General features: G+C 39.1%; 19 protein-coding genes. 2 read left to right on the forward strand and 17 right to left on the reverse strand.

All coding sequences use genetic code 11. The annotated features are described in order from the left end of the window. Nucleotides 1–68 precede the first annotated feature (68 nt). The 11 genes from N8L39_RS03520 to N8L39_RS03570 all read right to left on the reverse strand — a co-directional run bounded on the left by N8L39_RS03520 (nucleotide 69) and on the right by N8L39_RS03570 (nucleotide 15218). Nucleotides 69–1004, reverse strand: a complete 936-nt coding sequence (locus N8L39_RS03520) for a manganese-dependent inorganic pyrophosphatase (RefSeq protein WP_261009665.1) — start codon at nucleotides 1002–1004, stop codon at nucleotides 69–71. 82 nt (nucleotides 1005–1086) lie between these two features. Beyond that, nucleotides 1087–1374 carry a GIY-YIG nuclease family protein gene (locus N8L39_RS03525; RefSeq protein ID WP_261009664.1) on the reverse strand — a complete coding sequence of 96 codons (288 nt, stop codon included), beginning with the start codon at nucleotides 1372–1374 and terminating at the stop codon, nucleotides 1087–1089. Continuing rightward, on the reverse strand, nucleotides 1364–2113 hold the full coding sequence (locus N8L39_RS03530) for a tRNA1(Val) (adenine(37)-N6)-methyltransferase (protein WP_033685376.1): 750 nt from the start codon (nucleotides 2111–2113) through the stop codon (nucleotides 1364–1366). Before N8L39_RS03530 ends, N8L39_RS03525 begins: the two co-directional genes overlap by 11 nt. 52 nt (nucleotides 2114–2165) lie before the next feature. Continuing rightward, complete coding sequence (locus N8L39_RS03535; protein WP_000689605.1) at nucleotides 2166–2528, reverse strand: S1 RNA-binding domain-containing protein; 363 nt, start codon at nucleotides 2526–2528, stop codon at nucleotides 2166–2168. Between the two features lies 1 nt (nucleotide 2529). After that, nucleotides 2530–3930, reverse strand: coding sequence for a bifunctional Cof-type HAD-IIB family hydrolase/peptidylprolyl isomerase (locus N8L39_RS03540; RefSeq protein WP_261009663.1), 1401 nt, complete (start codon nucleotides 3928–3930; stop codon nucleotides 2530–2532). 79 nt (nucleotides 3931–4009) lie between these two features. Then, the gene (locus N8L39_RS03545) at nucleotides 4010–4513 is read right to left on the reverse strand and encodes a GNAT family N-acetyltransferase (RefSeq protein ID WP_261009662.1); all 504 of its coding nucleotides are present in this window, start codon (nucleotides 4511–4513) and stop codon (nucleotides 4010–4012) included. Between the two features lie 249 nt (nucleotides 4514–4762). After that, nucleotides 4763–5002: a 30S ribosomal protein S18 gene (gene rpsR / locus N8L39_RS03550; RefSeq protein ID WP_000068664.1), complete on the reverse strand. Its 240-nt coding sequence runs from the start codon at nucleotides 5000–5002 to the stop codon at nucleotides 4763–4765. 31 nt (nucleotides 5003–5033) lie between these two features. Continuing rightward, nucleotides 5034–5504, reverse strand: coding sequence for a single-stranded DNA-binding protein SsbA (gene ssbA, locus N8L39_RS03555; RefSeq protein WP_000609602.1), 471 nt, complete (start codon nucleotides 5502–5504; stop codon nucleotides 5034–5036). Nucleotides 5505–5515: 11 nt separating this feature from the next. Then, nucleotides 5516–5806, reverse strand: a complete 291-nt coding sequence (gene rpsF / locus N8L39_RS03560; protein WP_001151780.1) for a 30S ribosomal protein S6 — start codon at nucleotides 5804–5806, stop codon at nucleotides 5516–5518. Nucleotides 5807–5969: 163 nt separating this feature from the next. Continuing rightward, nucleotides 5970–11810, reverse strand: coding sequence for a mucin-binding protein (locus N8L39_RS03565; protein ID WP_261009661.1), 5841 nt, complete (start codon nucleotides 11808–11810; stop codon nucleotides 5970–5972). 402 nt (nucleotides 11811–12212) lie between these two features. After that, complete coding sequence (locus N8L39_RS03570; protein ID WP_261009660.1) at nucleotides 12213–15218, reverse strand: Rib/alpha-like domain-containing protein; 3006 nt, start codon at nucleotides 15216–15218, stop codon at nucleotides 12213–12215. A gap of 46 nt (nucleotides 15219–15264) precedes the next feature. Between N8L39_RS03570 and N8L39_RS03575 the strand changes: the two genes are divergently transcribed. Beyond that, nucleotides 15265–15561, forward strand: a complete 297-nt coding sequence (locus tag N8L39_RS03575; RefSeq protein ID WP_261009659.1) for a hypothetical protein — start codon at nucleotides 15265–15267, stop codon at nucleotides 15559–15561. Nucleotides 15562–15580: 19 nt separating this feature from the next. Here the strand turns inward: N8L39_RS03575 and N8L39_RS09495 are convergent, their stop codons facing one another. The 4 genes from N8L39_RS09495 to N8L39_RS03595 form a co-directional block, all read right to left on the reverse strand. Continuing rightward, a complete protein-coding gene (locus N8L39_RS09495; protein WP_306800144.1) occupies nucleotides 15581–18505 on the reverse strand; it encodes a YSIRK-type signal peptide-containing protein in 2925 nt (974 codons plus the stop codon). Between the two features lie 272 nt (nucleotides 18506–18777). After that, complete coding sequence (gene asnS, locus N8L39_RS03585; protein WP_000167160.1) at nucleotides 18778–20121, reverse strand: asparagine--tRNA ligase; 1344 nt, start codon at nucleotides 20119–20121, stop codon at nucleotides 18778–18780. Nucleotides 20122–20143: 22 nt separating this feature from the next. Further along, complete coding sequence (locus tag N8L39_RS03590) at nucleotides 20144–21322, reverse strand: pyridoxal phosphate-dependent aminotransferase (RefSeq protein ID WP_261009658.1); 1179 nt, start codon at nucleotides 21320–21322, stop codon at nucleotides 20144–20146. After that, the gene (locus N8L39_RS03595; RefSeq protein WP_261009657.1) at nucleotides 21319–21807 is read right to left on the reverse strand and encodes a cell wall elongation regulator TseB-like domain-containing protein; all 489 of its coding nucleotides are present in this window, start codon (nucleotides 21805–21807) and stop codon (nucleotides 21319–21321) included. The genes N8L39_RS03590 and N8L39_RS03595 overlap by 4 nt, the downstream gene beginning before the upstream one ends. Nucleotides 21808–22215: 408 nt before the next feature. Between N8L39_RS03595 and N8L39_RS03600 the strand changes: the two genes are divergently transcribed. After that, nucleotides 22216–22761, forward strand: a complete 546-nt coding sequence (locus tag N8L39_RS03600; protein ID WP_261009656.1) for an NADPH-dependent FMN reductase — start codon at nucleotides 22216–22218, stop codon at nucleotides 22759–22761. A gap of 30 nt (nucleotides 22762–22791) precedes the next feature. Here N8L39_RS03600 and N8L39_RS03605 read toward each other — a convergent pair whose 3' ends face one another. Both N8L39_RS03605 and N8L39_RS03610 read right to left on the reverse strand, forming a co-directional pair. Further along, a complete protein-coding gene (locus N8L39_RS03605; protein WP_261039306.1) occupies nucleotides 22792–22914 on the reverse strand; it encodes a hypothetical protein in 123 nt (40 codons plus the stop codon). Nucleotides 22915–23000: 86 nt separating this feature from the next. Continuing rightward, nucleotides 23001–26510 (reverse strand): collagen-flanked surface repeat-containing protein (locus N8L39_RS03610; RefSeq protein ID WP_261039307.1); only part of this gene is annotated, 3510 nt, incomplete at its 5' end.

A 26510-nucleotide genomic window follows, 5' to 3' on the forward strand; every position in this document is an offset into this window, starting at 1 on the left:
AAGGAGCCGAAACTCCTTTCGATATAAGGCAAACTAGCCTGTTCTAATTTGAATTAACACTCAAAATCTTAAGCATTAAAGCTTTCAGTCAATTGAGGTACCACTTGTTTCTTACGTGAAACAGCACCCGCAAGGAAGGCATGATTGTTTTCAAGTTTGAAGTTGAAGGCTGCTTCAACCTTGTCCATATTGACACCAAGAGCCAAGATTTCTGAGTTTGAGTTGACGATATCTGTAATCATCAAGACAAAGTCAGAGTAACCGTTTGCTGCGTTAGCAGCTTGCATTGCAGTCTCAATTTCTGCTTGGCGTTCCAATACTTCAGCGATATCAACTGTGTTTACTTGGGCAACACGGACATTATTTCCGTTCAATTCAAAAGTCTTAGCATCGATGTCAATCAATTCTTCAGCAGATTTGCTGGCCAAGTTTGTACCAGCTTTCAACATAGCCAAACCATACTCTTCCAAGTTGACACCAGCCAATTCAGCCAATTCTGGAGCAATAACTATATCTGTTGGATGTGTTGTTGGTGATTTCAAAAGAAGGGTATCTGAAATCAAACCTGAAAGCATCAAGCCAGCAATCTCTTTAGGAACAGCTACACCATGTTCTTTGAACATACGATAAACGATTGAAGACGCTGATCCAACTGGCTCCAAACGCATGTAAAGTGGGCTTGCAGTTTCAAAGTTAGCCACACGGTGGTGGTCCACAACACCGTAAACTTCTACTTCAGCGATATCTGATACAGATTGTTGGAATTCATTGTGGTCAGTCAGGATAACTTGCTCTGCACCTTCTGCTTTAGCAGAAGTGATAACACGCGGTGCTTCTACACCAAAATAGTTCAAGACAAAGGCTGTTTCTTCATTTGGAGTTCCAAGGGCAACAGCTTCCGTATCCAAACCATAAGCTTCTTTTGCAAGGTAGGCAAAGGCTACAGATGACCCGATGGCATCTGAGTCTGGATTTTGGTGACCAAATACTAGAATCTTAGACATGATAATACCTCATTTTGTTTATTCTCTTTATTGTAGCATTTTTTTCTCTTTTTGACAAAAGTAAGAGGAGTCAAAGGACTCCTTACGATTCTTCAAAATAACTGAGCAAATTTCTATCTTGATTTTCAAATAAAAATCTTTCCTTCTGTGGCCTCTTCTTACGCTTGAGAAGAGCTTCAGCCGACATGGCTTCTTCCTTACTGGCAAAACCTTGAGCATAGATGAGTTTGACTGGCAATCGTGCTCTTGTATATTTGGCTCCCTTCCCACTATTGTGGACAGCGAGGCGTCTTCTCACATCAGTCGTATAGCCTGTATAGTAAGATCCATCACGACACTCCAGCACGTACATATAAGCCTTATGATCCATAATAAATCTCTTCGAGTTCCGGCGTATAAGAGCCATCATCATTGTGGACAATGAGAGGTGGCAAGACCTTAAAGCCACTTGTCGAGCCATCCTTGATAGCCTCAATCAAAAGCATATTGGCTTCCTTTTCTCTTTTTGGATAAACAAACTGCAGGCGTTTAGGGGCTAGATTATGCCGTTGTAACGTATCCAAAATATCCAGAAGTCGATCAGGACGATGAACCATGGCCAAACGCCCATTAGATTTGAGAATACTCTGGGCACTACGACAGATTTCCTGCAAATTGGTCGTGATTTCATGTCGCGCCAAGAGATAATGTTCGCTCTCGTTCAGATTAGAATGAGGATCCACCTTAAAATAGGGCGGATTACACAAAATCATATCCACCTTACTTCCCTGAATGTAAGCAGGCATATTTTTCAAGTCATCACAGATGACCTCCATCTGCTCTTCCAAACCATTCAAACGGACAGAGCGCTCAGCCATATCTGCTAAACGCTCCTGAATCTCAACAGCCAAAATCTGTGCCTGAGTCCGAGTACTAGCAAATAGCCCCACTGCTCCATTTCCAGCGCAAAAATCCACTATCAAGCCCTTTTTAGGAAAACGTGGAAAACGTGACAAGAGAACACTATCCACCGAATAGCTAAAAACCTCTCTATTTTGAATGATTTTGATATCTGTCGAAAAGAGCTGGTTAATGCGCTCTCCTGATTTTAATAATTGTTCTTCTTCCATGGTCTTATTATAGCAAATTTATATTAACATTACAAAAGATAGAAATTTCTAACTAGTGCTTCTGATTCTTCAAATGTTGAAGAGCTTCCTTGGTCCAAATTGGCATCATTCGTTTAAGAGGAGCAAAGCCATAGTTAAAACGGTCGCTTGAAAAGCGTCTCCGTCTTGGAAACTGGTGCTTTTCTTCCTCCAAAGTGCGGATAGAAAGGCTGGCTTTCCCTGTAAATTCATCTAAATCCACTACTTGAACTTGAACCTCTTCATCGACTTTCAAGGCTTCTTGGATATTTTCAATAAATCCTGTTCGAATCTCTGAAATGTGAATCAGCCCCGTATCACCCGTCTCTAATTCAACAAAGGCACCGTAGGGCTGAATCCCTGTAATACGCCCCTTTAGCTTATCACCGATTTTCATCTTAGTCCTCAATTTCAATAGTTTCAATCACAACATCTTCAACTGGTTTGTCCATAGCCCCTGTCTCAACAGCAGCAATTGCATCCAAGACAGCGTAAGATGCTTCATCAGCTAGCTGACCAAAAACCGTGTGACGGCGGTCTAGGTGAGGAGTTCCACCTTGTTCCGCATAAATTTCCGCAATCGGTTCTGGCCAACCACCACGAGCAATTTCTTTCTTAGAATAAGGCAGGTGTTGATTTTGTACGATAAAGAACTGGCTACCATTGGTATTTGGACCAGCATTGGCCATTGAAAGGGCACCACGGATATTGTAAAGTTCTTCTGAGAACTCGTCCTCAAAAGATTCGCCATAGATTGACTCGCCCCCCATACCAGTTCCAGTTGGATCTCCACCTTGGATCATAAAGTCCTTGATAATACGATGGAAAATGACACCATCATAGTAACCATCTTTTGAAAGAGCAACAAAGTTAGCCACTGTTTTAGGAGCATGTTCAGGGAAGAGCTTAATACGCAAATCTCCGTGATTGGTCTTAATAGTCGCAAGAGGACCTTCTACTGTTTCAATGTCTACTTGTGGGAAATGCAATTCTTTTTCTACCATACCAAATCCTTCTAAGGCATCAAAAATGCCATCTTCTTCTAGTGTTTTTGTAATATAATCTGCTTTTTCTTTGATGTTATCATGAGAAATTCCCATTGCAACGCTGATTCCAGCATAATCAAAGAGTTCCAAGTCGTTGAGCCCATCTCCAAAAACCATAACGTTCTCTGGTTTCAAGCCTAAGTGTTCCACAACCTTTTCCACACCTGTCGCTTTGGAGCCTGAAATCGGCACAATATCAGACGAATGCTCATGCCAACGAACCATGCGAAGTTTGTCTGAGAGACTATCAGGCAATCTCAAGTCATCACCCTTATCTTCAAAAGTCCACATCTGATAGATAGCTTCTTTTTCATGGAAGTCAGGATCTACGTCCAAGTTTGGATAAATCGGATTGATAGCTTCACTTATCATATCAGTGCGAGTCGACAACTTGGCATCATGACTCCCAACCAAGCCATACTCAATTCCTTCTTGCTTGGCCCAAGAAATATACTCCTCAACATCTGACTTCTCAATCTGATGCTGATAAATGACATGACCTTTTTTATCTTCAATATAGGCACCATTTAAGGTTACAAAAAAGTCAGGCTTGAGCTCACGAATCTCTGGAACGACACCAAAAATCCCTCGTCCAGAAGCAATACCTGTCAAAATTCCTTTCTCACGTAATTGCTTAAAAACAGTTGGGATTGAAGCTGGAATAAAACCTGTCTTTGAATTTCTCAATGTATCATCAATATCAAAAAAGACAATCTTGATTTTCTTTGCCTTGTATCTTAATTTGGCATCCATCTCACTACCTCTTTCAATCTAACTCTTTCCATTATACCATAAAGTAGCTAAATCCCCTATTTTCAAAAAGTTTCCAGTTTTATTGTAAGTTCTTGGATAAGTATAAAACTAAATCATTATCATTTTGACAACTTGCACCCATTTCTAGCGGTTTATTTCTATACCAGACACCTGTCCCATCTGGAATGTAGCCTCGTTTGATATACAATCTCTGGGCAGGACCATACCCCGAGTGCAAACCTACACCTAGACATACTTTACCAGAAAAGCGCTTAACTCCTTGTTCCGCTTTTTCTAAGAGACTATTGCCTATGCCTTTATTTCTAAATGGTTCAAACACATTGAAATCTGAAAGCTCTGGATAGATTGACGCAAAAGGCCCGTGTTTAGCAGAGGGCAAAATGGTAACGTAGCCCGCTACAGCACCATCAATCTCTGCAACTAAGACTTCTCTCTCCCCACTTTCCTGTTCCAGAAAATATCTAGCCAAAATTTCCTCTCTACCATGCCAACCTTGATTCATAAATCCATGAGATAAGGATTCAATATCAGACTTAATCATATTTCTAATCGTACAATTCATCTTTGACTTACCCACCTTTACTCTTTCTATTACCATTATAGCACGCCAAAGTCAGAAAAAAACTATCTCATGAAAAAAGACCCAACCGGGTCTTAATTCGCTTTCTTTTTTCCGAGTTCATGAAAAAGAGGTCCACTGGACCCAAACTCGCTCTCTCATTTCAAGGCTCGTGAAAAAAGACCCGTCGGGGTCTTAATTCGCTTTCTTGTTTTCAAGCTCATGAAAAAGAGGTCCACTGGACCCCTTTTTTTAATCTTCGTTTACGAAAGGCATCAAAGCCATTACGCGAGCGCGTTTGATAGCTGTTGTTACTTTACGTTGGTTTTTAGCTGAAGTTCCTGTTACACGACGAGGAAGGATTTTCCCACGTTCTGAAACGAAACGGCTAAGAAGCTCAGTATCTTTGTAATCAACATATTCAATTTTGTTTGCTGCGATGTAATCAACTTTTTTACGGCGTTTGAATCCGCCACGACGTTGTTGAGCCATGTTATTTCTCCTTTATAATTTTAGTTGTCCATTAGAATGGTAAATCATCATCTGAAATATCCAAAGGATTTGTTGCTCCAAATGGATTTTCATCACGTGAAAAGTCTGGTACTGAATTTGTAGGCGCTGAATAGTTTGAACTTGGTGCAGAATAAGCTCCACCTGTATGACCTTCACGCACACTACGGCTTTCCAACATTTGGAAATTCTCAGCCACGACCTCTGTCACGTAGACACGTTGTCCTTGCTGGTTATCGTAACTACGAGTCTGAATACGACCTGTCACCCCGATAAGTGAGCCTTTTTTAGCCCAGTTAGCAAGATTTTCAGCCTGTTGGCGCCACATAACGACATTGATAAAATCAGCCTCACGTTCGCCATTTTGACTCTTAAATGTACGGTTTACTGCAAGAGTAAAAGTCGCAACTGCTACATTTGATGGGGTATAACGCAACTCAGCGTCACGTGTCATACGCCCTACAAGTACAACATTGTTAATCATAGTTTACCTTCTTAAGCGTCAGTTTTGACGATCATGTGACGAAGAATGTCAGCGTTGATTTTTGAAAGACGGTCAAACTCTTTAAGAGCTACGTCGTCGTTTGCTTCAACGTTAACGATGTGGTAAAGTCCTTCACGGAAATCTTTGATTTCGTATGCAAGACGACGTTTTTCCCAAGATTTTGATTCAACAACAGTTGCACCGTTGTCAGTCAAAATAGAGTCAAAACGTGCTACCAAAGCGTTTTTAGCTTCTTCTTCAATGTTTGGACGAATGATATAAAGAATTTCGTATTTAGCCATTGATATGTTCCTCCTTTTGGTCTAATGACCCCAAGACTTTGCAAGGGGTAAGTGAGGTTCGCTCACAATAAACTATTATACTAGAAAATATTTTTTTACGCAAGTAAAAACACCGAAATAAAAAAAGAAGATGACGAATCATCTTCTCAAAAACTATGAGTTTTTAGTCTTCTTTTTTCTTGCGAGAAAGAAGTCCAAATCCACTAAGGGCTCCAAGAAGTCCAAGTGCTGCTAGGCCTGCATGGGCTTCTGTACCTGTGTTAGGCAACTCTTTTTGACCTTCAACATATTTAGGTGTTGCTGGTTTAGCAGTTGTATCAGTTGCTACTGATGTTTCAGCTGGTGTTGGAACAGCAGGTTGGGTTGGAGTTGTTGGTTGTTCCGGTTGCACTGGAGCTACTGGTTGTTCAGGAGTCTCTGGTGTTGATGGAACAGGTTGTGGTGTTGCCACTTTCTTGTAATGATGTACAAGATTTCCATTAGGGTCTTTCGTAGTTGTTACGTATTCGTAACCTGAAATTCCTTTTGGAGCTTGTGCTCCTTTTTCACTTGGTGCGATATCTTTACCATTTTCGTCTACATAGTAAGTCACAACTTGTTCAGGTTGCGGTTTTGGTTGTGGAGTATAACCGTTCTGATCCCCATTTGGAGTTACATTTGGAATGTAATTAATTGGTGTATCCTCACCTGGATTTGTTGGGACATCTGGAGTGATGTATCCTTTTGTTGGATCGTTTGGATCTACTGGTTTAAGTGGTTGACCATTTCCATCTACAGGTGTATGACCTGGTACGTATGGAAGAACTGGTTTATCACTTCCTGGTTTGGTTGGATCTTGTGGATCATTTGGATACTTGATTGGATTTGTTGGTTGACCTGGGATATTTGGAATCCATGATCCGATTGGTTTGTACACGTATGTTACTGTCGAAGCTTCTGTTCCAATCTTACCTTTAGCATCTCCATCTACACGAACAAGTAGGTATCCTGGAATCACTTTTCCAGTTGTTGTGTACTCATCTCCCACTTTTCCTTCTGTTGTTTCTGCAGGGATTAAGTCTTTTCCATTTTCATCTACGTATTTAACTACTAATTTTGCTTTGTTGGCTACGTAGTTAATTACTGTATCTTGACTTGGATCTGTTGGGATGTTTGGTACTACATATCCTTTTGATGGATCTGTTGGATCTACTGGTTTAAGTGGATTGCCATCTTTATCTTCTGGAGTGAATCCTGGAACGTATGGTAACACTTCTGTTGGTTGTCCTGGTTTTGTTGGATCTGTTGGATCATTTGGATACTTGATTGGGTTTGTTGGTTGACCTGGAATGTTTGGAATCCAAGAACCAAGTGGTTTGTAAACATATGTTACTGTTGTTCCATCTGTTCCAATCTTACCTTTAGCTTCACCTTCTACACGGTCCAATACATAGCCAGTAATAACTTTTCCACTTGTAGAGTACTCATCACCAACTTTACCTTCTTTAGTTTCTGTTGGTAGAAGTTCTTTCCCATTTTCATCTACATATTTAACTACCAAGTTAGCTTTGTTAGCTACATAGTTAATTGGTGTATCCTCACCTGGATTTGTTGGGATACTTGGAACTTCATATCCTTTAGTTGGATCGTTTGGATCTACTGGTTTCAACGGATTACCATCTTTATCTTCTGGTGTGAATCCTGGAACGTATGGTAATGTTTCTGTTGGTTGACCCGGTTTTGTTGGATCTGTTGGATCATTTGGATACTTGATTGGGTTTGTTGGTTGACCTGGGATGTTTGGAATCCATGAACCGATTGGTTTGTAGGTTACTACTTCTTTAGTATTTTCTGAATCTGCAGTTACTTTTGTAGCTGGTACTGTTGCTTTATCAGCTAAGTATCCTTTAACTACTGGTGATTTCACTTCAGGTAAGTCTTCAGCTTCTGACCAGTCTCCGTATGTAACCTCACCTGTAACCAAGTTGACTTTAGCTTCACGTGTGAATTTAGCTTCTTGTGTTACTGTTTTTGGTGTTCCATCTTCATTTAACACTGGAGTTCCATCTTCATATACGTATGTGATTGTACGTGTTACTGTTTTGTTTAGATCTTTTTCTTCTAATCCAGCTGGGTATTTAGGTCCATCTGGATTGTTTGGATCTACTGGAGTTCCTGGTGTTTTCGGTTGATCTGGTGTTACTGTAACTTCTTTAGCTTTAAGTGTTACTTTGAACTCTTGATCTGTATCTTTATCTTTATCGAACTTACCACCTTCTGGGTATGTATTAGATACTAATTCATATCCTTTGTTTTCAAGTTCTTTGATCTTAGCTTTTACTTCAGCATCTTTTGTAAGTGGTGTATCTGAGTTGCCTTCTTCAGTAATAGCGTCAACACCTGGAATTGGATTTCCTTTCTCATCTACGAAAGTTGTTTTCGCTTTTTGCGTATCTTTTACATAGTCGATTGGAGTGTCTTGACTTGGATCTGATGGAAGATTTGGTACTTCATATCCTTCTTCTGGGTTGTTTGGATCTACTGGTTTAAGTGGATTTCCATCTTTATCCTTAGGTGTGAATCCTTCTACGTATGGTAATGTTTCTGTTGGTTTACCTGGTTTTGTTGGATCATCTGGATTATTTGGATACTTGATTGGATTTGTTGGTTGTCCTGGAATGTTTGGAATCCATGAACCGATTGGTTTGTAGGTTACTACTTCTGTAGTATCTTTTGAATCTCCAGTTACAGTTACTACAGGAACACTTGCTTTGTCAGCTAAGTATCCTTTAACTACTGGTGATTTAACTTCAGCTAAGTCTTGTGCTGGTGTCCAGTCTCCGTATGTAACTTCTCCTGTTACCAAGTTCACTTTTGCTTCACGTGTGAATGTAGCTTCTTGTGTTACTGTTTTTGGTGTTCCATCTTCATTTAACACTGGAGTTCCATCTTCGTACACATAAGTGATCGTACGTGTAACAGTTTTGTTTAGATCTTTTTCTTCCAAGCCAGCTGGGTATTTAGGTCCGTCTGGGTTGTTTGGATCTACTGGAGTTCCTGGTGTTTTTGGTTGATCTGGTGTTACTGTAACTTCTTTTTGTTTAAGTATTACTTTGAACTCTTGATCTGTATCTTTATCCGTATCGAACTTACCACCTTCTGGGTATGTATTAGATACTAATTCATAGCCTTTGTTTTCAAGTTCTTTGATTTTAGCTTTAACATCAGCTTCTTTTGTTAATGGAGTTTCTGATCCACCTTGTTCTGTAATTTCAGCTACTCCTGGAATTGCATTTCCTTTTTCGTCTACAAATGTTGTTTTCGCTTTTTGGATTGCTGTATATTTAACAACATATTCGTAATCTTCATCTGTAGCTGTTGTTGCTTGTACTGGAACTTTTTCTACACTTGCGATGTAGCCTTCTTTTTGAGGTACTGCAAGTTCTGGAAGATCAGTGCTTTGTCCATCAGTTCCTTTCCAGTTAATATAAACTGGTCTGTCATTAGAGTTAATTACCGCTTTACCTTCTGCAGTTAACTTGATTGAACCTGTGTAGCTTACAGTTTGTTTTTGTGATGGGAATACTTCTGTACCCGCTAAGCCTGCAACATTATCAGCGTATACAAATTTAATTGTACGGTTTACTTCTTCTACTTTTGTTTTCTTAACATAATCATACTCTGCTGGGGTAACAAATGCAGATCCATTTATACCTTTAGCTTTTAATTCTTCTTCAGAATATAAATCTCTTGCTCTTGTCTTCGTAACACTTAGTGTCCCTTTAGCATTTTCAGCAGGAAGGTCTGCAAGAATGTATTCTTCTCCATTAACTTCTTTAACTAAGTCTACGGGATCATTACTTACATCATATTTGTTTCCAAGTACATTAGTATAATCTTTTGAACCATCTTCACTTAAAGGAATATTCCCTGTATATCTTGTTGGTTCAAAACCTATAACTTCACCTGTCACTAAATCTTTGAATGTTCTAACAACAGCTCCTGTTGGCGGCTCACCTTGAACTTTACCATCACCTACAACACTCCAACCGTTTGGCACTGTAGTTGCAACGTCTTCTTTTTCACCGTTAACAGATTCTCCACCTGATACAGTAAGAGTTGCTGCAGTTTTATCGTTTCCTACATAACCTTCTTTAATTAATCCATTTTCATAAGTAATATTAGCATATTCACTTGTTAAAGTTTTATCTTTTACTACTTTTTCAATACCTAAAGATTGTAAAGGCATAGAAACTACAGAACCTTCTTGAATAGCACCTTCTGTAACTGTAAGTTCTAACTCAGTTGGTGAGATTAATCGAGGTGTTAGTGTGAACCCACTATCACGACCATCGTTTAGAATCCAAACGTTGTTTTCGTTAGCTTTAACATTAGCCCATCGACTAGCTGGACGATATGTAATACTATCTCCTTTATTAGGGTTAATAGTAGACGCTGTATTTAATCCATTTACAAAGTTAGAACTTCCTTCAAGTTCTTTAAATTCAGTAAAATCTGCATTTGGAAGTTTAATAGTAAATTTAGATCCTACTCCATAACGAACATCTGAATCAGTTTTTAATACGATTGAATCACTTCTACTTATTTGCTCATTGTTAAGGTATTTCAATCCATTGTTTTCACTTAGAGATGCACTCGTCCCTTGTTTTTGATAGTTAGCTTTCTGTCCTTTTCTTGTATAAGTATGTTCAAGGACTGTTCGCCCATCAATTTTAATAGTTGCAGTATAAGGTGTATCTTTTGAAATTTCTGGTGCTAAATAACCATCACCTGATAAGTTACTTGCTCCAAACGACACATTAGGATAGTCTTTTACTTTATCGTTCCACTCGATATTATAAGTGTATGTTCCAGTTTCGTTAGCTACCGCTGGCTGCTCAGCAACACGCTGATCATAAGTCATACCACGTTGTGTACGTTGCGCCCAATATGGTACAGATTTGTTATTGTTATTTCCTGTAGTTGTTTTAAAATCGATAGATTTAACTTTACCAACTACTGTTCCATCTGTCGCTCTGATTTCCGTATTTACTGCCAAACCACTACCCAACTCAGCTAAGTTAGTAAGTTCAATCTTTGTAACATCACCTGCTTTAAGTGTAGATGTACTAATAGTAGTATCAAATCCCCATCCTGTAGGTCTAGTGTTATCAGCATTCATCTCAACATAAGCGTTTGTTACAGCATTAACTGTTTCTCCGTCTTTAAGAACATCTTTACCTGTAATTTTTGACGCAGTATCAGCCAATACTGCTTCTACTTTACCTGCATGACCTGCACGCTTCATTTCAGCATAGACTGCTTCGATGGCAGCTGAAAGACGGTTTACTTGGGCTACCATCTGATCTTTAGAAGCATCAGATGAAAGCAAACCTTTAGATGCTACTGCTTCAAGCTTAACAGCAGCAATTGCAGCTGACAATTTTTGTTTAGATTCAACATCCTTCACTTCTTTATCTGAGAAGTTTGATGCTACTGTTGCCATAACATCAGCTTCTGAAGTCAATTGAGTAAGAACTGTCTTAACATCATCTTGTGCTTTTTCTGTTTCAACTTTTTCAGATGTTTCTTTGTTAGTTTTTTCTTTATCTGCTTCTTTTTTGTCTGATTGCTCTTTATCCGATTTTTCTTTTACGTCTGTTTCTAATTTTTTATCAGTTTTATCTGCAGTCGCTTCAGTAACTTCTTTTTCTGCTACAGGTGTTGCTGCAGTTTTAGCATCTTCCTTAGCTTCAGTTTTTTCTTCTGCTTTTACATCATCAATCTTTAATTCTGGAAGTTCTTCAACAACAGGTGTTGACAAAGTCGAACCCGAAAGATTTTTATCTGAATTTGATAGTTCAGAAGTAGCCGGATTTACTGCTACAGTCTCCTCAGCTTGTACTCCATTAGCACCTAAAACAAGTGCTGTTCCCAATAGAACACTTGCGGCACCAAAGCTATACTTACGAATAGAAAAGCGCTGGGCTCTTCTACCATGGTATTTTTCCATTCTTGAATACATGGTTTCTCCTTTTTATCTCAATCTAAAAGTCTAAAATTACATATAAATCTATATGTTTGTTTTATAAAAACAACTATATTATTCTATCATAAATAAAATTAACTCGTCAATAAATATGTCTCGTTTATATTCGATTTATTTATATTATTTCTGTGTCGTAGGTACAAAAAATTAATATCATCAGACTCTTTTCACATATACTTGAATATATATATTGCATAAAAATACATAACTAAAGACGATTAAGCATCATCTCAAAAATAAATTTATACTATTTCTGAGATGTACTATTTGTAGCGGGTAAATCCCCTATAGATATAGCCGCTTTTCTTCAATCCACTACAGTTGACAAAAAGCCAAAAAAAGAAGATGACGAATCATCTTCTCAAAAACTATGAGTTTTTAGTCTTCTTTTTTCTTGCGAGCAAGAAGTCCAAATCCACTAAGGGCTCCAAGAAGTCCAAGTGCTGCTAGGCTAGCATGATCTTCTGTACCAGTGTTAGGCAATTCTTTTTGACCTTCAACATATTTAGGTGTTGCTGGTTTAGCAGCTGTGTCATTTGCTACTGTTGCATCTGCTTGAGCTTGAGCTGGTGCCGCTGGTTGAGTTTGATTTGGTGTTGTTGGTTGTCCTGGTTCTGCTGGAGCTGTTGGAGCTGCAGGTTGTTCAGGAGCAGTTGGTCCAGCGGGTTGTGGAGTCTGTGGTGTTTGTGGTGCTGGTGTTGCTGGTGATGGTTCTGTTTGAGGAATTAATGAATTGTTAGGAGTTACTTTTACTGGTACATCCAATTCGATAATTTCTCCAGTTGGTAATTTCACCTTCACTTTAACAGCTGTTTTTTCTCCAGGTGTTTCAGTTGTTGGGATTTCTCCAACTTCAATAATTTCCCATCCAGATTCCTTAGGAATGTTAACGTGTTTCTTAACATCATCTGGTGTAATTGTTGTTCCTTGAGGTACAACAATTGGTGTTGTAGTGGGAGTTGCAATAACTGGTACTTGTACTTTGATTGTTTTACCGTTTGGTAATTTAACTGTAACGGTTGCTGATGGTCTTACACCTGCAGGGAATGTTTCAGGAAGTTCTGGTTCTCCAACAATTTCCCATCCAGTTACTCCTGGGATTTCGATGTGTTTTTGTACATCTTCTTTAGTTAATTTAGTTCTTTCTGGAACGATAATTGGTGTAACTTTTGGTTCTACCACATTCACTACTACAGGAACGCGTACAATTTCTTTACCATCTTTATCCTTAACAATAACAACAGCTTCTTTTTTACCTGGTTTAGAAGTATCTACTGGTGTATCGTATTCGAATGTAGCTCCTTCTGGGTAATTTCCTGGTGTAATGTTATCTTTTGGATCTGGTTGGTCACCTTTTGGTACAAGTTGTTCTTTACCTTCAACTACTGTTACTGGTACTTTAACAGTTGTTTTGTAATCTTTATCATTGACAGTGTAAATTACTGGTACTTCTACTTCTCCAGCTTTTCCTGGTTCTGAAGTTTTTGGTACTGTAACATTTGTTAAATCAACTTTAACAGTTGCTCCTTCAGGAAGTTTTTTCTTGAATTCTTCGTTGTTAATTGCATTTTCTGCATCTTTACCAACTTTATCTTTTAATTCTTTCTCTGAAAGATCTTTTGGTACAACAACTTCTCCAGCTTTTGGTTTTGGTAATACTGTTACTGGAACTTTAACGTTTTCTTTGAATTTACCATTTTCATAAGTTACTGGTACTTCAACTTCAACATCTTTGGCTCCAGCTTTTCCTACTGTAGATGGAATTGATGTAGGATCTCCCACTGTTCCACCTTCGCCTGGTGTAATACCTTTCTTAACATCATCAGTACTTGGTGTATCACCTTCAAACACTACTACTGCTGGTGGAGTTGAAGATACAACATTTACTGGTACTTTAATCTCTTTAGTGATTTCATTTCCATCTTTATCAGTGTATTTAACTGTTACAGTTGCTGGTGTTTGTTCACCTGTTTTATCTGTTCCTGGAGTTGTTTTAACTTCAGTTACTGTTACTTTTACTCCATTAGGAAGTCCTGTAAGTTTTTTAGCTGCTTCTTCTGCTTTTTCTTTAACAACTTTTGCTAATTCAGTCTTATCAGCATCTTTAGGTACTGTTACACCTTCTGGTTTAACTTTTGGTAATACTGTTACTGGTACTGTTACTTCTTCGTCTCCACCATCTTTATAAGTTACTTTAGTTGTAACTTTAACATCTGGAGAACCTACTTTACCTTCAGTTGTTGGAATATCTTTGTTGATCTCTTCATCAGTTACAGGTGTTGTAGTTCCATCAGTATCAGGAGTGATTGCTTTGTTTACATCCTCAGCTTTTGGTTTGTCGCCTTCTACAACGTATACAGGTTTAACGTCTGAAGCTTTCACATTTACTGTTACAGGGATTGTAGTTGTGTAAGGAGTATCATCACCTGGAATCTTGTATGTTACTGGCACATTAACAGTTCCTGTGTTTGTACCTTTTTCAGCTGTTATTTTAGCTAATACATCTTCAGTTACATCGCCAACAGTTACTGTTGCACCGTTTGGTAATTTAGATGTGAAGTCTGTTGCTTCTACTGCTTCTTTAGCTTTATCTTTTGCTAATTCTTTCAGTTTATCTGGAGTAGTATTCTTAACTACTGTTACATCAGCTGTTGCTTTTGGTAATACTGTTACTGGAACTTTAACTGTTTCAGTTACTTTTCCATTGTCGTAAGTTACTGGTACATCAACTGTTACATCTGTAGCTCCAGCTTTATCTTTTGTAGATGGAACTGTTGTTGGTTCTCCTACTTTACCACCTTCACCTGGAGTTACCGCTGCTGTTGCTTTAGCTTTTTCTGGTGTTTCACCTTCAAACACAACTACTGGTTTAGGTGTTGAGCTTACTACTTTAACTGGTACGTTAATTGTATCTTCACCAACTACATTACCTTTATCATCTTTATATAATACTTTTACAGGAACTGTATCTTTATCCCCATTTGAATCTGTTTTTGGTAATGTGTAAGAAGTTTCTCTTTCATCTAGTGATGCAGTAATTCCATCTGGTAAGTTTGTTAATTTACTTACTGCTTCATTCGCTTTTTCTTTTACAGCATTAGTTAGAGCTGTGTCATCAGTATCTTTTAGTACTGTCACACCTGTTGGTGTTGCTTTTGGTAATACTTTAACTGGAACGTCTACAGTTTCATCACCAGTTGGGTATTTAACAGTTGCTTTAACTGACAAATCTGTTGCTCCTACTTTAACCTTATCTGTAGGAACGTCTTTATTGATGTCAGCTTCAGTTACAGGAGTTAAATCTCCACCTTTATCAGGTGTAACTGCTTCATTAACATCAGCTGGTTTTGGTTGGTTTCCTTCCACTACATATACAGGTTTCACTTCTGAACCTTTAACATTTACTGTTACTGGAATTTCTGAAGTATAAGTGTCCCCTTCTGGAGATGTAAATGTTACTGGAACTTTTACAACTACTGGTTCGCCTTTTTTATTAGCAATATCAGCAGGAAGTTCAGGAATTTCTCCTACAGTAACTGTATATCCTTCTGGTACTTTTGCTGGGAAATCAGGAGTTTTAATTAACTCTTCTGCTTTAGATTTTAAAGTATCCTTAACTTTTTCTGGAGTAGTTCCTTTAGGTACGTCAACTTCACCTTCTGTTCTAGGAAGAACAGTGACTGGTACTTTTACATCTTCTGTAACTTCAGTTCCATCTACATTGTGAGTAACTGTTGTTGGAATCTTTAATCCTGACTCTCCAGCTTTGCCAGTAGTTTTGAAAATATCACTTGGTTTGGTTCATTAGGAGTACCTTTTTTGCCATCAATTGTAACTGGTTCAACTTTTTCTTTAACACTTGCTGGTGTAATTTCATCACCTTCAAATACTACAATAGGTTTTGTCTTAGATTCGACAACGTTTACTTCAATATCAACTGTTGTTTCATAAGTCTTACCATCTACTGTATAAGTTACAGGTACTTTAACAACCCCACGACCATCTTCAGCAACTTTCGTAATTGCGATATTATCTTTATTAACAAAAGTTGAACCATTAGTGTCACCTAAGGCAGCTGTACCAGTAACATCGTTTAATAATTTAGTAAACTCTGGAGTTTTAATCGCTTCTTGAGCTTTCGCATAAGCAATTGCTTTTAATTGTTCATCAGTTGTGTTAATTGGTACGGTAATGACTGAGTTAGTTTGTAAACTATTAATGAAGATTTCTCTACCATATTTGTGGTTTGGATCATCTGAATTTGCTAAACCATTACGGTTAAATTCATTTTCATAAGGTGGTTTTAATCCATTTGCAGTATATGAGTACAGTCTGTTACCTTCAGCATCTGTGTCTCCGAAACCACTCTTAACTGTTACTTTAAAGTCAGCTGGTCCTACGAAGTTATCTGCTGCTGTAAATGGAATACTTGTTTTACGAGAGTTTGTCTCTGCAGCAGCCATACGATTTCCGGCTGGTACATTATAAGTTAATTTTCCACCTTTTGAGTTATCACTTGGATCGTTAGGAACCCATTTGATACTATTTGCCCAAACATTTCCTAACCAGTTTGATCCACCGTTAGCATTGTAAATTTTGTCTTCTAATACGACACCTTTAGGAACTTCTACTGTCACTTCAACATTAGATGCAGAATAGTAGTCAATATTCATTCCACCAGTGTTTTTAATATCGATATCAAATACACCTTTTTGACCTTTATCATAAATTGTATCTTTTGTATATCCGAATTCAAAACTTTTGTTTCCTGAACGAACATTAGTTAATACTTCAGCAGCTGGTGCAGTTGCAATACCAATACCACCAATTAAGTAACCATCTTTAATGTTAATATTATTGTTATTGATTAAAGTATTAGTTCCTTGGCTTCCTGCTTCAATTAAGACTTTAATTTTTGTAGTTTCAGCTGGAATATCATAAATACGGTCTAAGTGGTTCCATCCATTTCCTGCTAAAGCCCCTTGTTCTGTTGCTAAAGGACCATTTTTACCTTCAACTGGTTTGATTTCTTTACCAGTGAACGCATCAACAATTGTTAATTTGACTCTTTCACCTGCAGAAGTAGCTGTAGTACCACCATAAGCCGCACTGTGAATTAAGTTAACATTTAGGCGTGAATTTCCGTTCACATCGTACTCTTTAGAAAGTGTTGTCCCCTTACTTCCTAATTCAAGGTAGTAATCACGGTTCTTCACTTCACCAAAGGCATTTGTTCTCATGACATCAATAGTTGGAGTTACTGATGGAACAGCACCACTACCATTTACATAACTAGTTTCACCTGAGGTTTGGTATTTTTTCAACTCTCCATCATTTGAATAGATTTTTGATTTTGGAACTTCACGAGTACTTGGTTGTCCATCTTTATCTGTAACATTTGTTACATCAAGAGGTTTAACCGCATTAACCTTGTCGCCTTTTTCAATCTTCCAACCATTTAACATACCAGCTTCTGCATCAGCTTTTGTAATAGCTTTTTCTTGCCAGTTATAGGTTGCACTACCGATTGGGTCTTTTGGACCTGGTTTATTATCTACTTTATTAGTGATATGACGTCCACTTTCATATTGGGTAGCAATTGTTTCTGATTTTTTATCTGCATCTGTGAAAGTTACTTTATCTCCAAAACCTTCTTTTAAGCTTTCGAATACACCATTTTTAGGGTTATTACCATAGGCTACATGGTTTTCACTAACAGGTGCGCCTAGCTCAGTTTTTCCAGCCAAGTAGAATGCTAATAAATCACGTTCAGATTTAACTGCTTCTGCTTGTTGGCTCATCGCTTGAGCTGATGTTGCATTTGCAGCATTTGCTTTCGTTACTACACCATTAGCTTTTTCAATAACTTTAGTATAAGTATCAATTACTGCTTGATCTTTTTTATTCGCATCTTTTGCTTTTTGTTCATCAAGTTTAGCTTGAATTTTAGCAATATTTGCTTGTAATTCAGTTAAAGCTTTATCTCTTTCAGCTTTGTATTTAGCTGCTTCTTCTGCCGAGTTAGCTGCAGTTGTATCTACTGCTCTAAATCCACTTTCACCTTGACCAGGAATGGCTTGACCATTACGTGGATCTTGGTTTTTGTTTTCTTCTTTCTTTTCTGCAGTTGCTTTTGGCATACTTTCTAATACGAAAGCTCTGTTTTTCAACGAACTTGTTGAATAATCAACTTCTGTTTGTGTTGCTTTGTCGTTTGAAAGAAGGGCTTGTGCTTTAGCAAGTTCAGCTTTTGCTGCTTCGATGGCTGAGGCAGTCTTTTCAGTTAGGCCTGCTTTGCCAAGAGCTGCTTCCATACGAGCAATAGCTGCTTCCAACTTGCTTGTGTCAGCCTTTGTAGCTGATGCTTCTTCCGCTTTTGATGGTTCAGCTGGTGCTGGGGTTGCTGTAGCTGGGGTTGCTGGTTGCTCAGCTGTTGGTGTAGCAGTTTCATTTGAAACTAGAGGAGCTGTTGAGTCTGATGGATTTCCAGCATCAGGTTTTACTTGTTCGTTTGTTGTAGTTGTTGAAGGTGTTACATCTGCGTGAACAGTCGCTGCCCCACCAAACATCATGTAAGCTGCTACAGCTACTGATGCTGCACCAAAACTATACTTACGGATTGAAAAGCGTTGGACCTTTTGTCCGTGGTACTTGTCCATTCTTGAATACATATTATCTCCTTTTTAAATAAATTTTAGTTACAGAATTACACCCAAGTATTTAAACAACGCCTCCATTCCCAGCCTGATTCAGAAAGTAAGATAGCTGCACTTAGGTACATCATTCCTAACTTACATTATAACATTATTTCAATTAAACTGTCTACGTTTTATATTCAAAATATGTATTTTTCTATATATATATATATTAATCTTATTTTTAAGTGATTTCATTTTTAAAAAAAGTAAAAGGCCGATTTGACCTTTTACTTTCATCTCATTATTTAAGGTTTGATACGGTGCAACATACGTGGGAATGGAATAGCTTCACGAATGTGTTTTGTTCCTGCTGCAAAGGTTACCATACGTTCGATACCGATACCAAATCCTCCGTGTGGAACTGTACCGTATTTACGAAGGTCAAGGTAGAATTCATACTCTGTACGATCCATGCCAAGTTCATCCATCTTAGCAACAAGGGCATCGTAGTCTTCCTCACGCATTGACCCACCGATGATTTCTCCATAACCTTCTGGTGCAAGCAAGTCTGCACAGAGCACGCGCTCTGGATTTCCAGGAACTGGTTTCATGTAGAAGGCCTTGATGGCTGCTGGATAGTTCATGACAAATGTTGGTACTCCAAAGTGGTTTGAAATCCACGTTTCGTGTGGTGAACCAAAGTCATCTCCATGCTCAAGATGCTCATAGTCAGCGTCTTCATCATTCTCATGCTCTTGCAAGAGGTCAATGGCTTGATCGTAAGTGATGCGTTTGAATGGCTCTGCAATGTAGCGCTTCAAAAGCTCTGTATCACGTTCTAAGGTTTCCAAAGCTTGAGGCGCACGGTCAAGAACACCTTGAAGAAGAGCTTTTACATAAGCTTCTTGCAAGTCAAGTGACTCATCGTGTGTCAAGTATGAGTACTCAGCATCCATCATCCAGAACTCAGTCAAGTGACGACGTGTTTTTGATTTTTCAGCACGGAATACTGGACCAAAGTCAAAGACACGGCCAAGGGCCATAGCCCCTGCTTCAAGGTAAAGCTGACCTGATTGGCTCAAGTAGGCTGGAGTTCCAAAGTAGTCTGTTTCAAAGAGTTCTGTTGAATCTTCTGCCGCATTTCCTGAAAGAATTGGGCTATCAAACTTCATGAAACCGTTCTTGTCAAAGAACTCATAAGTCGCATAGATAATAGCGTTACGGATTTGCATCACTGCTACTTGCTTACGAGAACGGAGCCACAAGTGACGGTTGTCCATCAAGAAGTCTGTTCCGTGTTCTTTTGGTGTGATTGGGTAATCTTGAGACTCACCGATCACTTCGATGTCTGTGATATCCAACTCATAACCAAACTTAGAGCGTTCGTCTTCTTTGACAATTCCTGTCACATAAACAGACGTTTCTTGGCTCAAGCGTTTGATGACATCAAACTTCTCAAGTCCCACTTCTTCACCAAATTTTTCTACAAAGTTTGGTTTAAAGGCTACACCTTGGAAGAAGGCTGTTCCATCACGCAATTGCAAGAAGGCGATTTTACCTTTTCCTGATTTGTTGGCAACCCAAGCCCCAATCGTCACTTCCTGACCAACATAGTCTTTTACATCAATAATCGTTACACGTTTTGTCATTATTTTTCCTTTTCTTTTTCTTTTATTTTTCCATAAATGCTTTCAAGCGTTTAACTGCTTCTTTAAGCGTATCTAGGTCTGTCGCATAGCTGAGACGAACATTTTCTGGTGCTCCAAATCCTGCTCCTGTTATGAGTGCCAGACCAACTTCTTCAAGAATAGCCGTTGTAAATGCTGTTACATCGCTATAACCTTTCATCTCCATAGCTTTTTTGACATTTGGAAAGAGATAGAAAGCTCCTTGTGGTTTGACAACTTCAAAACCAGGGACTTCACACAAGAGTGGATAGATGGTATTGAGACGTTCTTCAAATGCTTGACGCATAACTTCCACAGAATCTTGCGGTCCAGTTAAGGCTTCGATAGTTGCATATTGTGAAACAGCAGTTAGGTTAGAAGTTGTTTGACCTGTCAATTTGCTCATAGCAGCAATGATTTCTGGATCACCCACTGCATAACCTACCCGCCAACCTGTCATGGCATAAGCTTTTGATACACCGTTAATGACAATAGTTTGCTTGCGAATGGCTTCTGATAGACTAGAGATTGGTACGAACTCATTCCCGTTATAGACCAAACGACCATAAATATCATCTGCTAGGATGAGAATGTCATGTTCAACAGCCCAATTTCCGATAGCCGAGAGTTCCTCACGGGTGTAAATCATTCCTGTCGGATTGGATGGTGAATTCAACACCAAAACCTTAGTTTTATCTGTACGAGCTGCTTCTAACTGCTCTACGGTCACTTTAAAGTGATTGTCTTCCTTAGCAGGAACAAAGACTGGCACACCTTCTGCCATCTTAACCTGATCTCCATAGCTGACCCAATATGGGGTTGGGATAATCACTTCATCACCTGGATTGACCACAGCCATAAAGAAAGTATAGAGTGAGAACTTAGCACCGGTAGCAAATGTGACTTCGTTGGCCGCTACGGAATAACCATAATAACGCTCAAAATAGGTATTGACTGCTGCTTTTAACTCAGGCAAACCTGAAGCTACCGTATAGAAAGAAGCACGTCCATCTCGAATGGCTGCAACAGCTGCATCTTGAATATTTTTGGGAGTATGGAAATCGGGCTGACCTAAAGTTAAGAAAAGTACATCTTTTCCTTCAGCCTTTAACTTCTTTGCTCTTGCATCACTAGCCAGAGTCACACTTTCTTCCATTTCTAAAACACGGTTGGATAGTTTCATAGGCCCTCCTTATTGACCAATGCTCCTGTTTCAAAATCTACTAGATAAAAATTAGAGCCTGACTTGACTTCCCAGATTGGCTTATCTTGATAACGGCCAAAGGTGATCTTGTCAATCTCGCCAGCTCCTTTTTCCTTAGAAACCGCTTCTGCTTTTTCTTGTGAAACACCTTGATTTAGCTGATAAACGTAGATCTTATGGTCATCTTTTCCAATCAGGACAGCAAGTGCCTCTTGCTGTTTATTGCGACCAAGAACGCTGTAATAAGATTCCAAGCCATTGTATAAATCAACCTGATCAGCCTGCTCTAATCCTGCATACTGCTGAGCTAATTTTTCTCCTTCACTTTTAGCTGTTTGATAGGGTTTCATACTCAGAAACACCAGATACAGAAAGGAAGCACTGATAACCACAAACAAAATCGTCATCCCTAGACCATACTGCCACAGTAGATTATTTTTTGCTTTGTTTTGTCTTTTTTTCACTCGTCTATTTTACCATCTATTGGGCTTTATTACAAGCGAATATAGGAATACTCTGCGAAAATCCAATTCAAACTTTGTCAGCGTCGCCTTGCCGTATGTATGGTTACTGACTTCGTCAGTTTCATCTACAACCTCAAAACCATGTTTTGAGCAATCTGCGGCTAGCTTCCTAGTTTGCTCTTTGATTTTCATTGAGTATAAGCAACCAATTCTATTTCTTCCTTCAAAGCAAACCAGAATCCAAAAAACAGTTCTTACTTTTCCAGTGGTAACTGACTAGAGTTTCAGCAATTTTATAATTTTCAAATAAACTTTGAGCAAATTTCTTGCAAGTCCTTTTGCTTTGTTGTAATATACTTTATAACAACGAGAGGCTCTCGTAAATTTTAAGAAAAAAGGAGACACATCATGTCTAAAAAAGTATTATTTATCGTCGGATCACTACGCCAAGGTTCTTTCAACCACCAAATTGCGCTCGAAGCTGAGAAAGCACTTGCTGGTAAAGCGGAAGTTAGCTATCTTGATTATTCAGCTGTTCCTCTTTTCAGCCAAGATTTGGAAGTTCCAACTCATCCAGCTATAGCTGCTGCTCGTGAAGAGGTTCTCGCTGCGGATGCTATCTGGATTTTCTCTCCAGTCTACAATTTCTCTATCCCTGGAACAGTGAAAAACTTGCTTGATTGGCTATCTCGTGCCCTTGACTTATCTGATACACGTGGCGCTTCTGCTCTTCAAGACAAGTTTGTCACAGTATCATCTGTAGCCAATGCAGGTCACGATCAACTTTTCTCTATCTACAAGGACCTCTTGCCATTTATCCGTACACAAGTCGTGGGTGATTTCACTGCTGCACGTGTTAACGACTCTGCTTGGGCAGACGGAAAATTGGTTCTCGAAGAATCAGTCCTAAACTCACTTGAAAAACAAGCTCAAGACTTGGTCAATGTGATCTAGTAAAAAATAGAAAATTTTAGGAAGTCTAAATCAATTATCGCCACCTAATAGGGTGGCATTTTTAGACTCAATCAAGATTTTCATACAAACATCACCCATCCAAAAAAACCTTGAGCGTTCCCACTCAAGGTTTTTAGCAGCCTTTTCCATCATAGGAAAATCGTTCTAAGAATATTCTTTCATTCGAGATCTATCACTTATCATCTTCTTTCGAGAAATTAGTGACTGCTTTTGGCTGATTAATCTTCTTTTCTTCGACCTACATATAGGCTCAATAGAATACCGCTACCTAAAAGAACAGAGATATAATCAGATTGGCTTCCAGTTTCAGGTAATTTGTCCCCATGGTTTTCTTTGACTGTAGTTGGTACTACTGGGTTAGTATTTACTGGAGTTGCTGGTTGAGCCGGTGTTGGTACTACTGGTTGTTCTGGAACCGCTGGTACTGGTTGAACCGGTACTTCTGGTGTTGGAACAACTGGAGTTGGTTGTACTGGCACTTCTGGTGTCGGTACATTTGGTGTTGGTTGCGCTGGCACAGGTTGAACCGGTACTTCTGGTGTTGGTTGTGCTGGTACTGTTGGAATATCTAATTCTGGTACTTCAGCAACTTCAGGCATACCTGGTACTCCACCGTTAAATTCTGGTAATTCGTGAACTTCTGGCATTCCTGGCACACCACCGTTAAATTCTGGCAATTCATGAACTGGTGGTTCTGGCATTGCAAAGGTTGGTCCTTCTGGCACATTACGTGTTGGAGGAACTGGTTTGTCATTTGACGGTGTCACTGGTTTGTCTTGGCATCCACATTTACCATCTTTGCCGTCTCGACCATCACGTCCGTCACGACCATCTTTTCCATCTTTGATGACTGTTTTTGTCACAGTTCCGTCAGAATTGATGATTGTGATTGTATGACTTCCATCTCCATTATCTTCAACAGAAACTTTTGGTGATTTACCATCTTTACCGTCTTTAATCACCATTTCTGTTTTGCTTCCATCTGGGTTAGTAATTGTAACAACGTGAGTTCCATCGTTATTATTTTTAACTGTTACAGTTGGTGAAACGCCGTCTTTACCATCTTTGATAATAGATTTGTATTCACGGCCATCAGAATCAACGATTGTCAATGTGTGAGTTCCGTCTCCGTTATCAACGATGTTCGCTTTTGGTGATTTTCCATCAAAGATTGTAGTTGTAGTTTCTTTACCATCAGCTCCTGTCACTTTAATAGTGTGTGAACCATTGTTGTTATCAATCACTTCAAGTTTTGGTGATTTACCATCACGTACTGTTGTAGTTGTAGTAGTTCCATCAGAGTTAACGATTGTAACCGTGTGAGTTCCATCTCCATTGTCTACTACTTTAGCAGTAGGTGATTTACCGTCACGAACTGTGGTTTCAGAAACAGTACCGTTACCGTTTTCTACACGAATTGTGTAAGTACCATCATGGTTATCAGTAACAGTTGCTACTGGTGATTTACCATCTTTAATGATTGTTTCAGTAGTTGTGCCGTCACCATTTAGAACTGAGATCTTATGAGTTCCATTTTGTTCATCAGTTATAGTCACTTTTGGTGATTTACCATCACGAACTGTGGTTTCAGTTGTCACACCTTCTGGATTTGTAATAACGATTGTATGACTTCCGTCTCCATTATCACGAACAGATGCGGTTGGAGTACGTCCGTCAACACCGTCACGTCCATTCTTAACAACAAACTCATTCTTAGTTCCGTCTGGGTTAGTGATTGTTACTGTGTGACTTCCATCTGGATTTTCAGTAGTTGTTGCTGTTGCAGCTTTACCGTCTTTACCATCTTTGATGATAGCATTTGTAACATTACCGTCTCCATCTGTAACTTTAACAGTGTGAGTTCCATCTCCGTTATCAGTTACTTCAACTTTAGGAGTCTTACCATCTTTACCGTTTTTAACAACAGTTTCTTTAGATGTTCCATCTGGATTTGTTACAGTAATTGTGTGACTTCCATCTGGGTTTTCTGTTGTAGTGATAGTTGCAGTTTTACCGTCTTTACCATCTTTAACTTTCGTTGTAGATTCTGAACCATCAGGGTTTCTAACAGTAATAGAGTGTGTTCCATCTCCGTTGTCAGTTACATTTACAACTGGTGATTTACCATCTGCTCCATTAGCCCCGTTTTCGCCTTTTTCACCTTTTTCACCTTTGTCGCCTTTTTCACCTTTATCGCCTTTTTCACCGGCTACTCCTTGAGGTCCACGGATATTACCAATCTTGTTCCAAGAACCATTTTCTTTCTTGTAAACATCACCTGTATTGGCGTCGATATAAGTATCACCGTCTTTACCATCATTAGCAGTTGGGGCAGTCGCTCCACTTAGTAACTCAGCACCGTTTCGGCCATCACGTCCATCATGTCCGGAAGCTCCATTTGTACCATTACGTCCATTGCTACCATTCAAGATATCGCTTGTACCAATTAATTCATCAACTCCCGGATCATATTTACCGTTACCATTGTTATCATAGTAGGCTGTAATACGAGTACCATCTACTGGTTGTGAATCTGTTGAATCTGTAGTTGCTGGTTGTGAACCTGTTGAGTCTGTAGCTACTGGTTGAGCTGATGGAGTTCCCTCATCTGGATTATCCCCTACACTTCTCGCTCTTCTTGCACTTCTTGATGTTCCAGAAGGTTGTGGATTAACAGCTAATCCAGCACCTCTTCTTACTGCATCCACTAATGCATTTAAGTCAATATGTGGTGTACGTCCATCTCTACCATTTTTACCATCTTTAACAGTAAAGGTTACTGGATCTTTACCTGGTGTTGTGATAGTTACAAGAGTGCTTTGGCCATCTTTTCCAGGTTGAGTTGTAATTGTAGGAGTTTGTCCATCTTGACCTGTTGCTCCAGTTTCTCCTTTTTCACCATCATGAACAAAGACTGTAGTTGGTTGTGAACCATCATGGTTATCAACAGTGATTTCTACACCTTTATGACCTTCTTCATCCTTACGAACAGCTGTTACTGTTGGAGAGACACCGTCCACTCCATCTTTAATAACTGCAAGAGGTTTTTCAGGGTTCAATGGCTGACCTGGATGTGCTGGATCTTCTTGGTAAACTTTAGTTTCTTTACCATCTTTAACAGTAAGTAATGATTTACCATCACGTCCGTCCGCACCTTTAGCACCATCTTTAATCATTTCAGAACCTAGAAGTTCATCAGTTCCCGGAGTGTACTTACCATCATTGTTTTCATCAGTATAGAATGTCACAATTGTGTGAGATGGATTTCCGTTTTGTCCTTCAACACGAAGCAAATCAACTTTTGGAGTTTTACCGTTCAGACCATTTTCTCCGTTCTTAACATTTACTGTAACTGGGTCTTTACCTGGAACAGTGAATGTAATGTCGGTACTATGGCCATCTTTACCTGGAGTTACAGTTACTTCTGGAGTCTTACCATCTTCTCCACGTTCACCTTTATCACCTTTAGGGCCTTTGATGTTGCCTTCTTTTTCCCAGTTGCCGTTATTCTTAACGAAGACGTCGCCTGTTTTTGTGTTAACGTATTTATCGCCGTCTTTACCTTCTGTAGTTGGATCAACTTTGCCGTTCAATACGTCTTTTCCGTCGCGGCCATCACGTCCGTCACGACCTTGCGCTCCATCACGTCCATCGCGGCCTGGTAAACCTTGTGCTCCGTCTTGACCACGTTCACCTTGAAGGCCTTGAGCACCTTTGTCACCCTTAGG

This window comes from Streptococcus mitis, assembly GCF_946190285.1.
In the GTDB taxonomy this organism is placed as follows: domain Bacteria; phylum Bacillota; class Bacilli; order Lactobacillales; family Streptococcaceae; genus Streptococcus; species Streptococcus mitis_CP.

What these genes read in the sequence shown, in the direction of transcription:
- N8L39_RS03520 (WP_261009665.1), bottom strand. Translation starts at nt 1,004, where the DNA reads ATGTCTAAGATTCTAGTATTTGGTCACCAAAATCCAGACTCAGATGCC.
- N8L39_RS03565 (WP_261009661.1), bottom strand. Translation starts at nt 11,810, where the DNA reads ATGTATTCAAGAATGGAAAAATACCATGGTAGAAGAGCCCAGCGCTTT.
- N8L39_RS03525 (WP_261009664.1), bottom strand. Translation starts at nt 1,374, where the DNA reads ATGGATCATAAGGCTTATATGTACGTGCTGGAGTGTCGTGATGGATCT.
- N8L39_RS03540 (WP_261009663.1), bottom strand. Translation starts at nt 3,930, where the DNA reads ATGGATGCCAAATTAAGATACAAGGCAAAGAAAATCAAGATTGTCTTT.
- N8L39_RS03590 (WP_261009658.1), bottom strand. Translation starts at nt 21,322, where the DNA reads ATGAAACTATCCAACCGTGTTTTAGAAATGGAAGAAAGTGTGACTCTG.
- N8L39_RS03530 (WP_033685376.1), bottom strand. Translation starts at nt 2,113, where the DNA reads ATGGAAGAAGAACAATTATTAAAATCAGGAGAGCGCATTAACCAGCTC.
- N8L39_RS09495 (WP_306800144.1), bottom strand. Translation starts at nt 18,505, where the DNA reads ATGTATTCAAGAATGGACAAGTACCACGGACAAAAGGTCCAACGCTTT.
- rpsF (WP_001151780.1), bottom strand. Translation starts at nt 5,806, where the DNA reads ATGGCTAAATACGAAATTCTTTATATCATTCGTCCAAACATTGAAGAA.
- rpsR (WP_000068664.1), bottom strand. Translation starts at nt 5,002, where the DNA reads ATGGCTCAACAACGTCGTGGCGGATTCAAACGCCGTAAAAAAGTTGAT.
- N8L39_RS03600 (WP_261009656.1), top strand. Translation starts at nt 22,216, where the DNA reads ATGTCTAAAAAAGTATTATTTATCGTCGGATCACTACGCCAAGGTTCT.
- N8L39_RS03535 (WP_000689605.1), bottom strand. Translation starts at nt 2,528, where the DNA reads ATGAAAATCGGTGATAAGCTAAAGGGGCGTATTACAGGGATTCAGCCC.
- ssbA (WP_000609602.1), bottom strand. Translation starts at nt 5,504, where the DNA reads ATGATTAACAATGTTGTACTTGTAGGGCGTATGACACGTGACGCTGAG.
- N8L39_RS03605 (WP_261039306.1), bottom strand. Translation starts at nt 22,914, where the DNA reads ATGATGGAAAAGGCTGCTAAAAACCTTGAGTGGGAACGCTCAAGGTTT.
- N8L39_RS03545 (WP_261009662.1), bottom strand. Translation starts at nt 4,513, where the DNA reads ATGAATTGTACGATTAGAAATATGATTAAGTCTGATATTGAATCCTTA.
- asnS (WP_000167160.1), bottom strand. Translation starts at nt 20,121, where the DNA reads ATGACAAAACGTGTAACGATTATTGATGTAAAAGACTATGTTGGTCAG.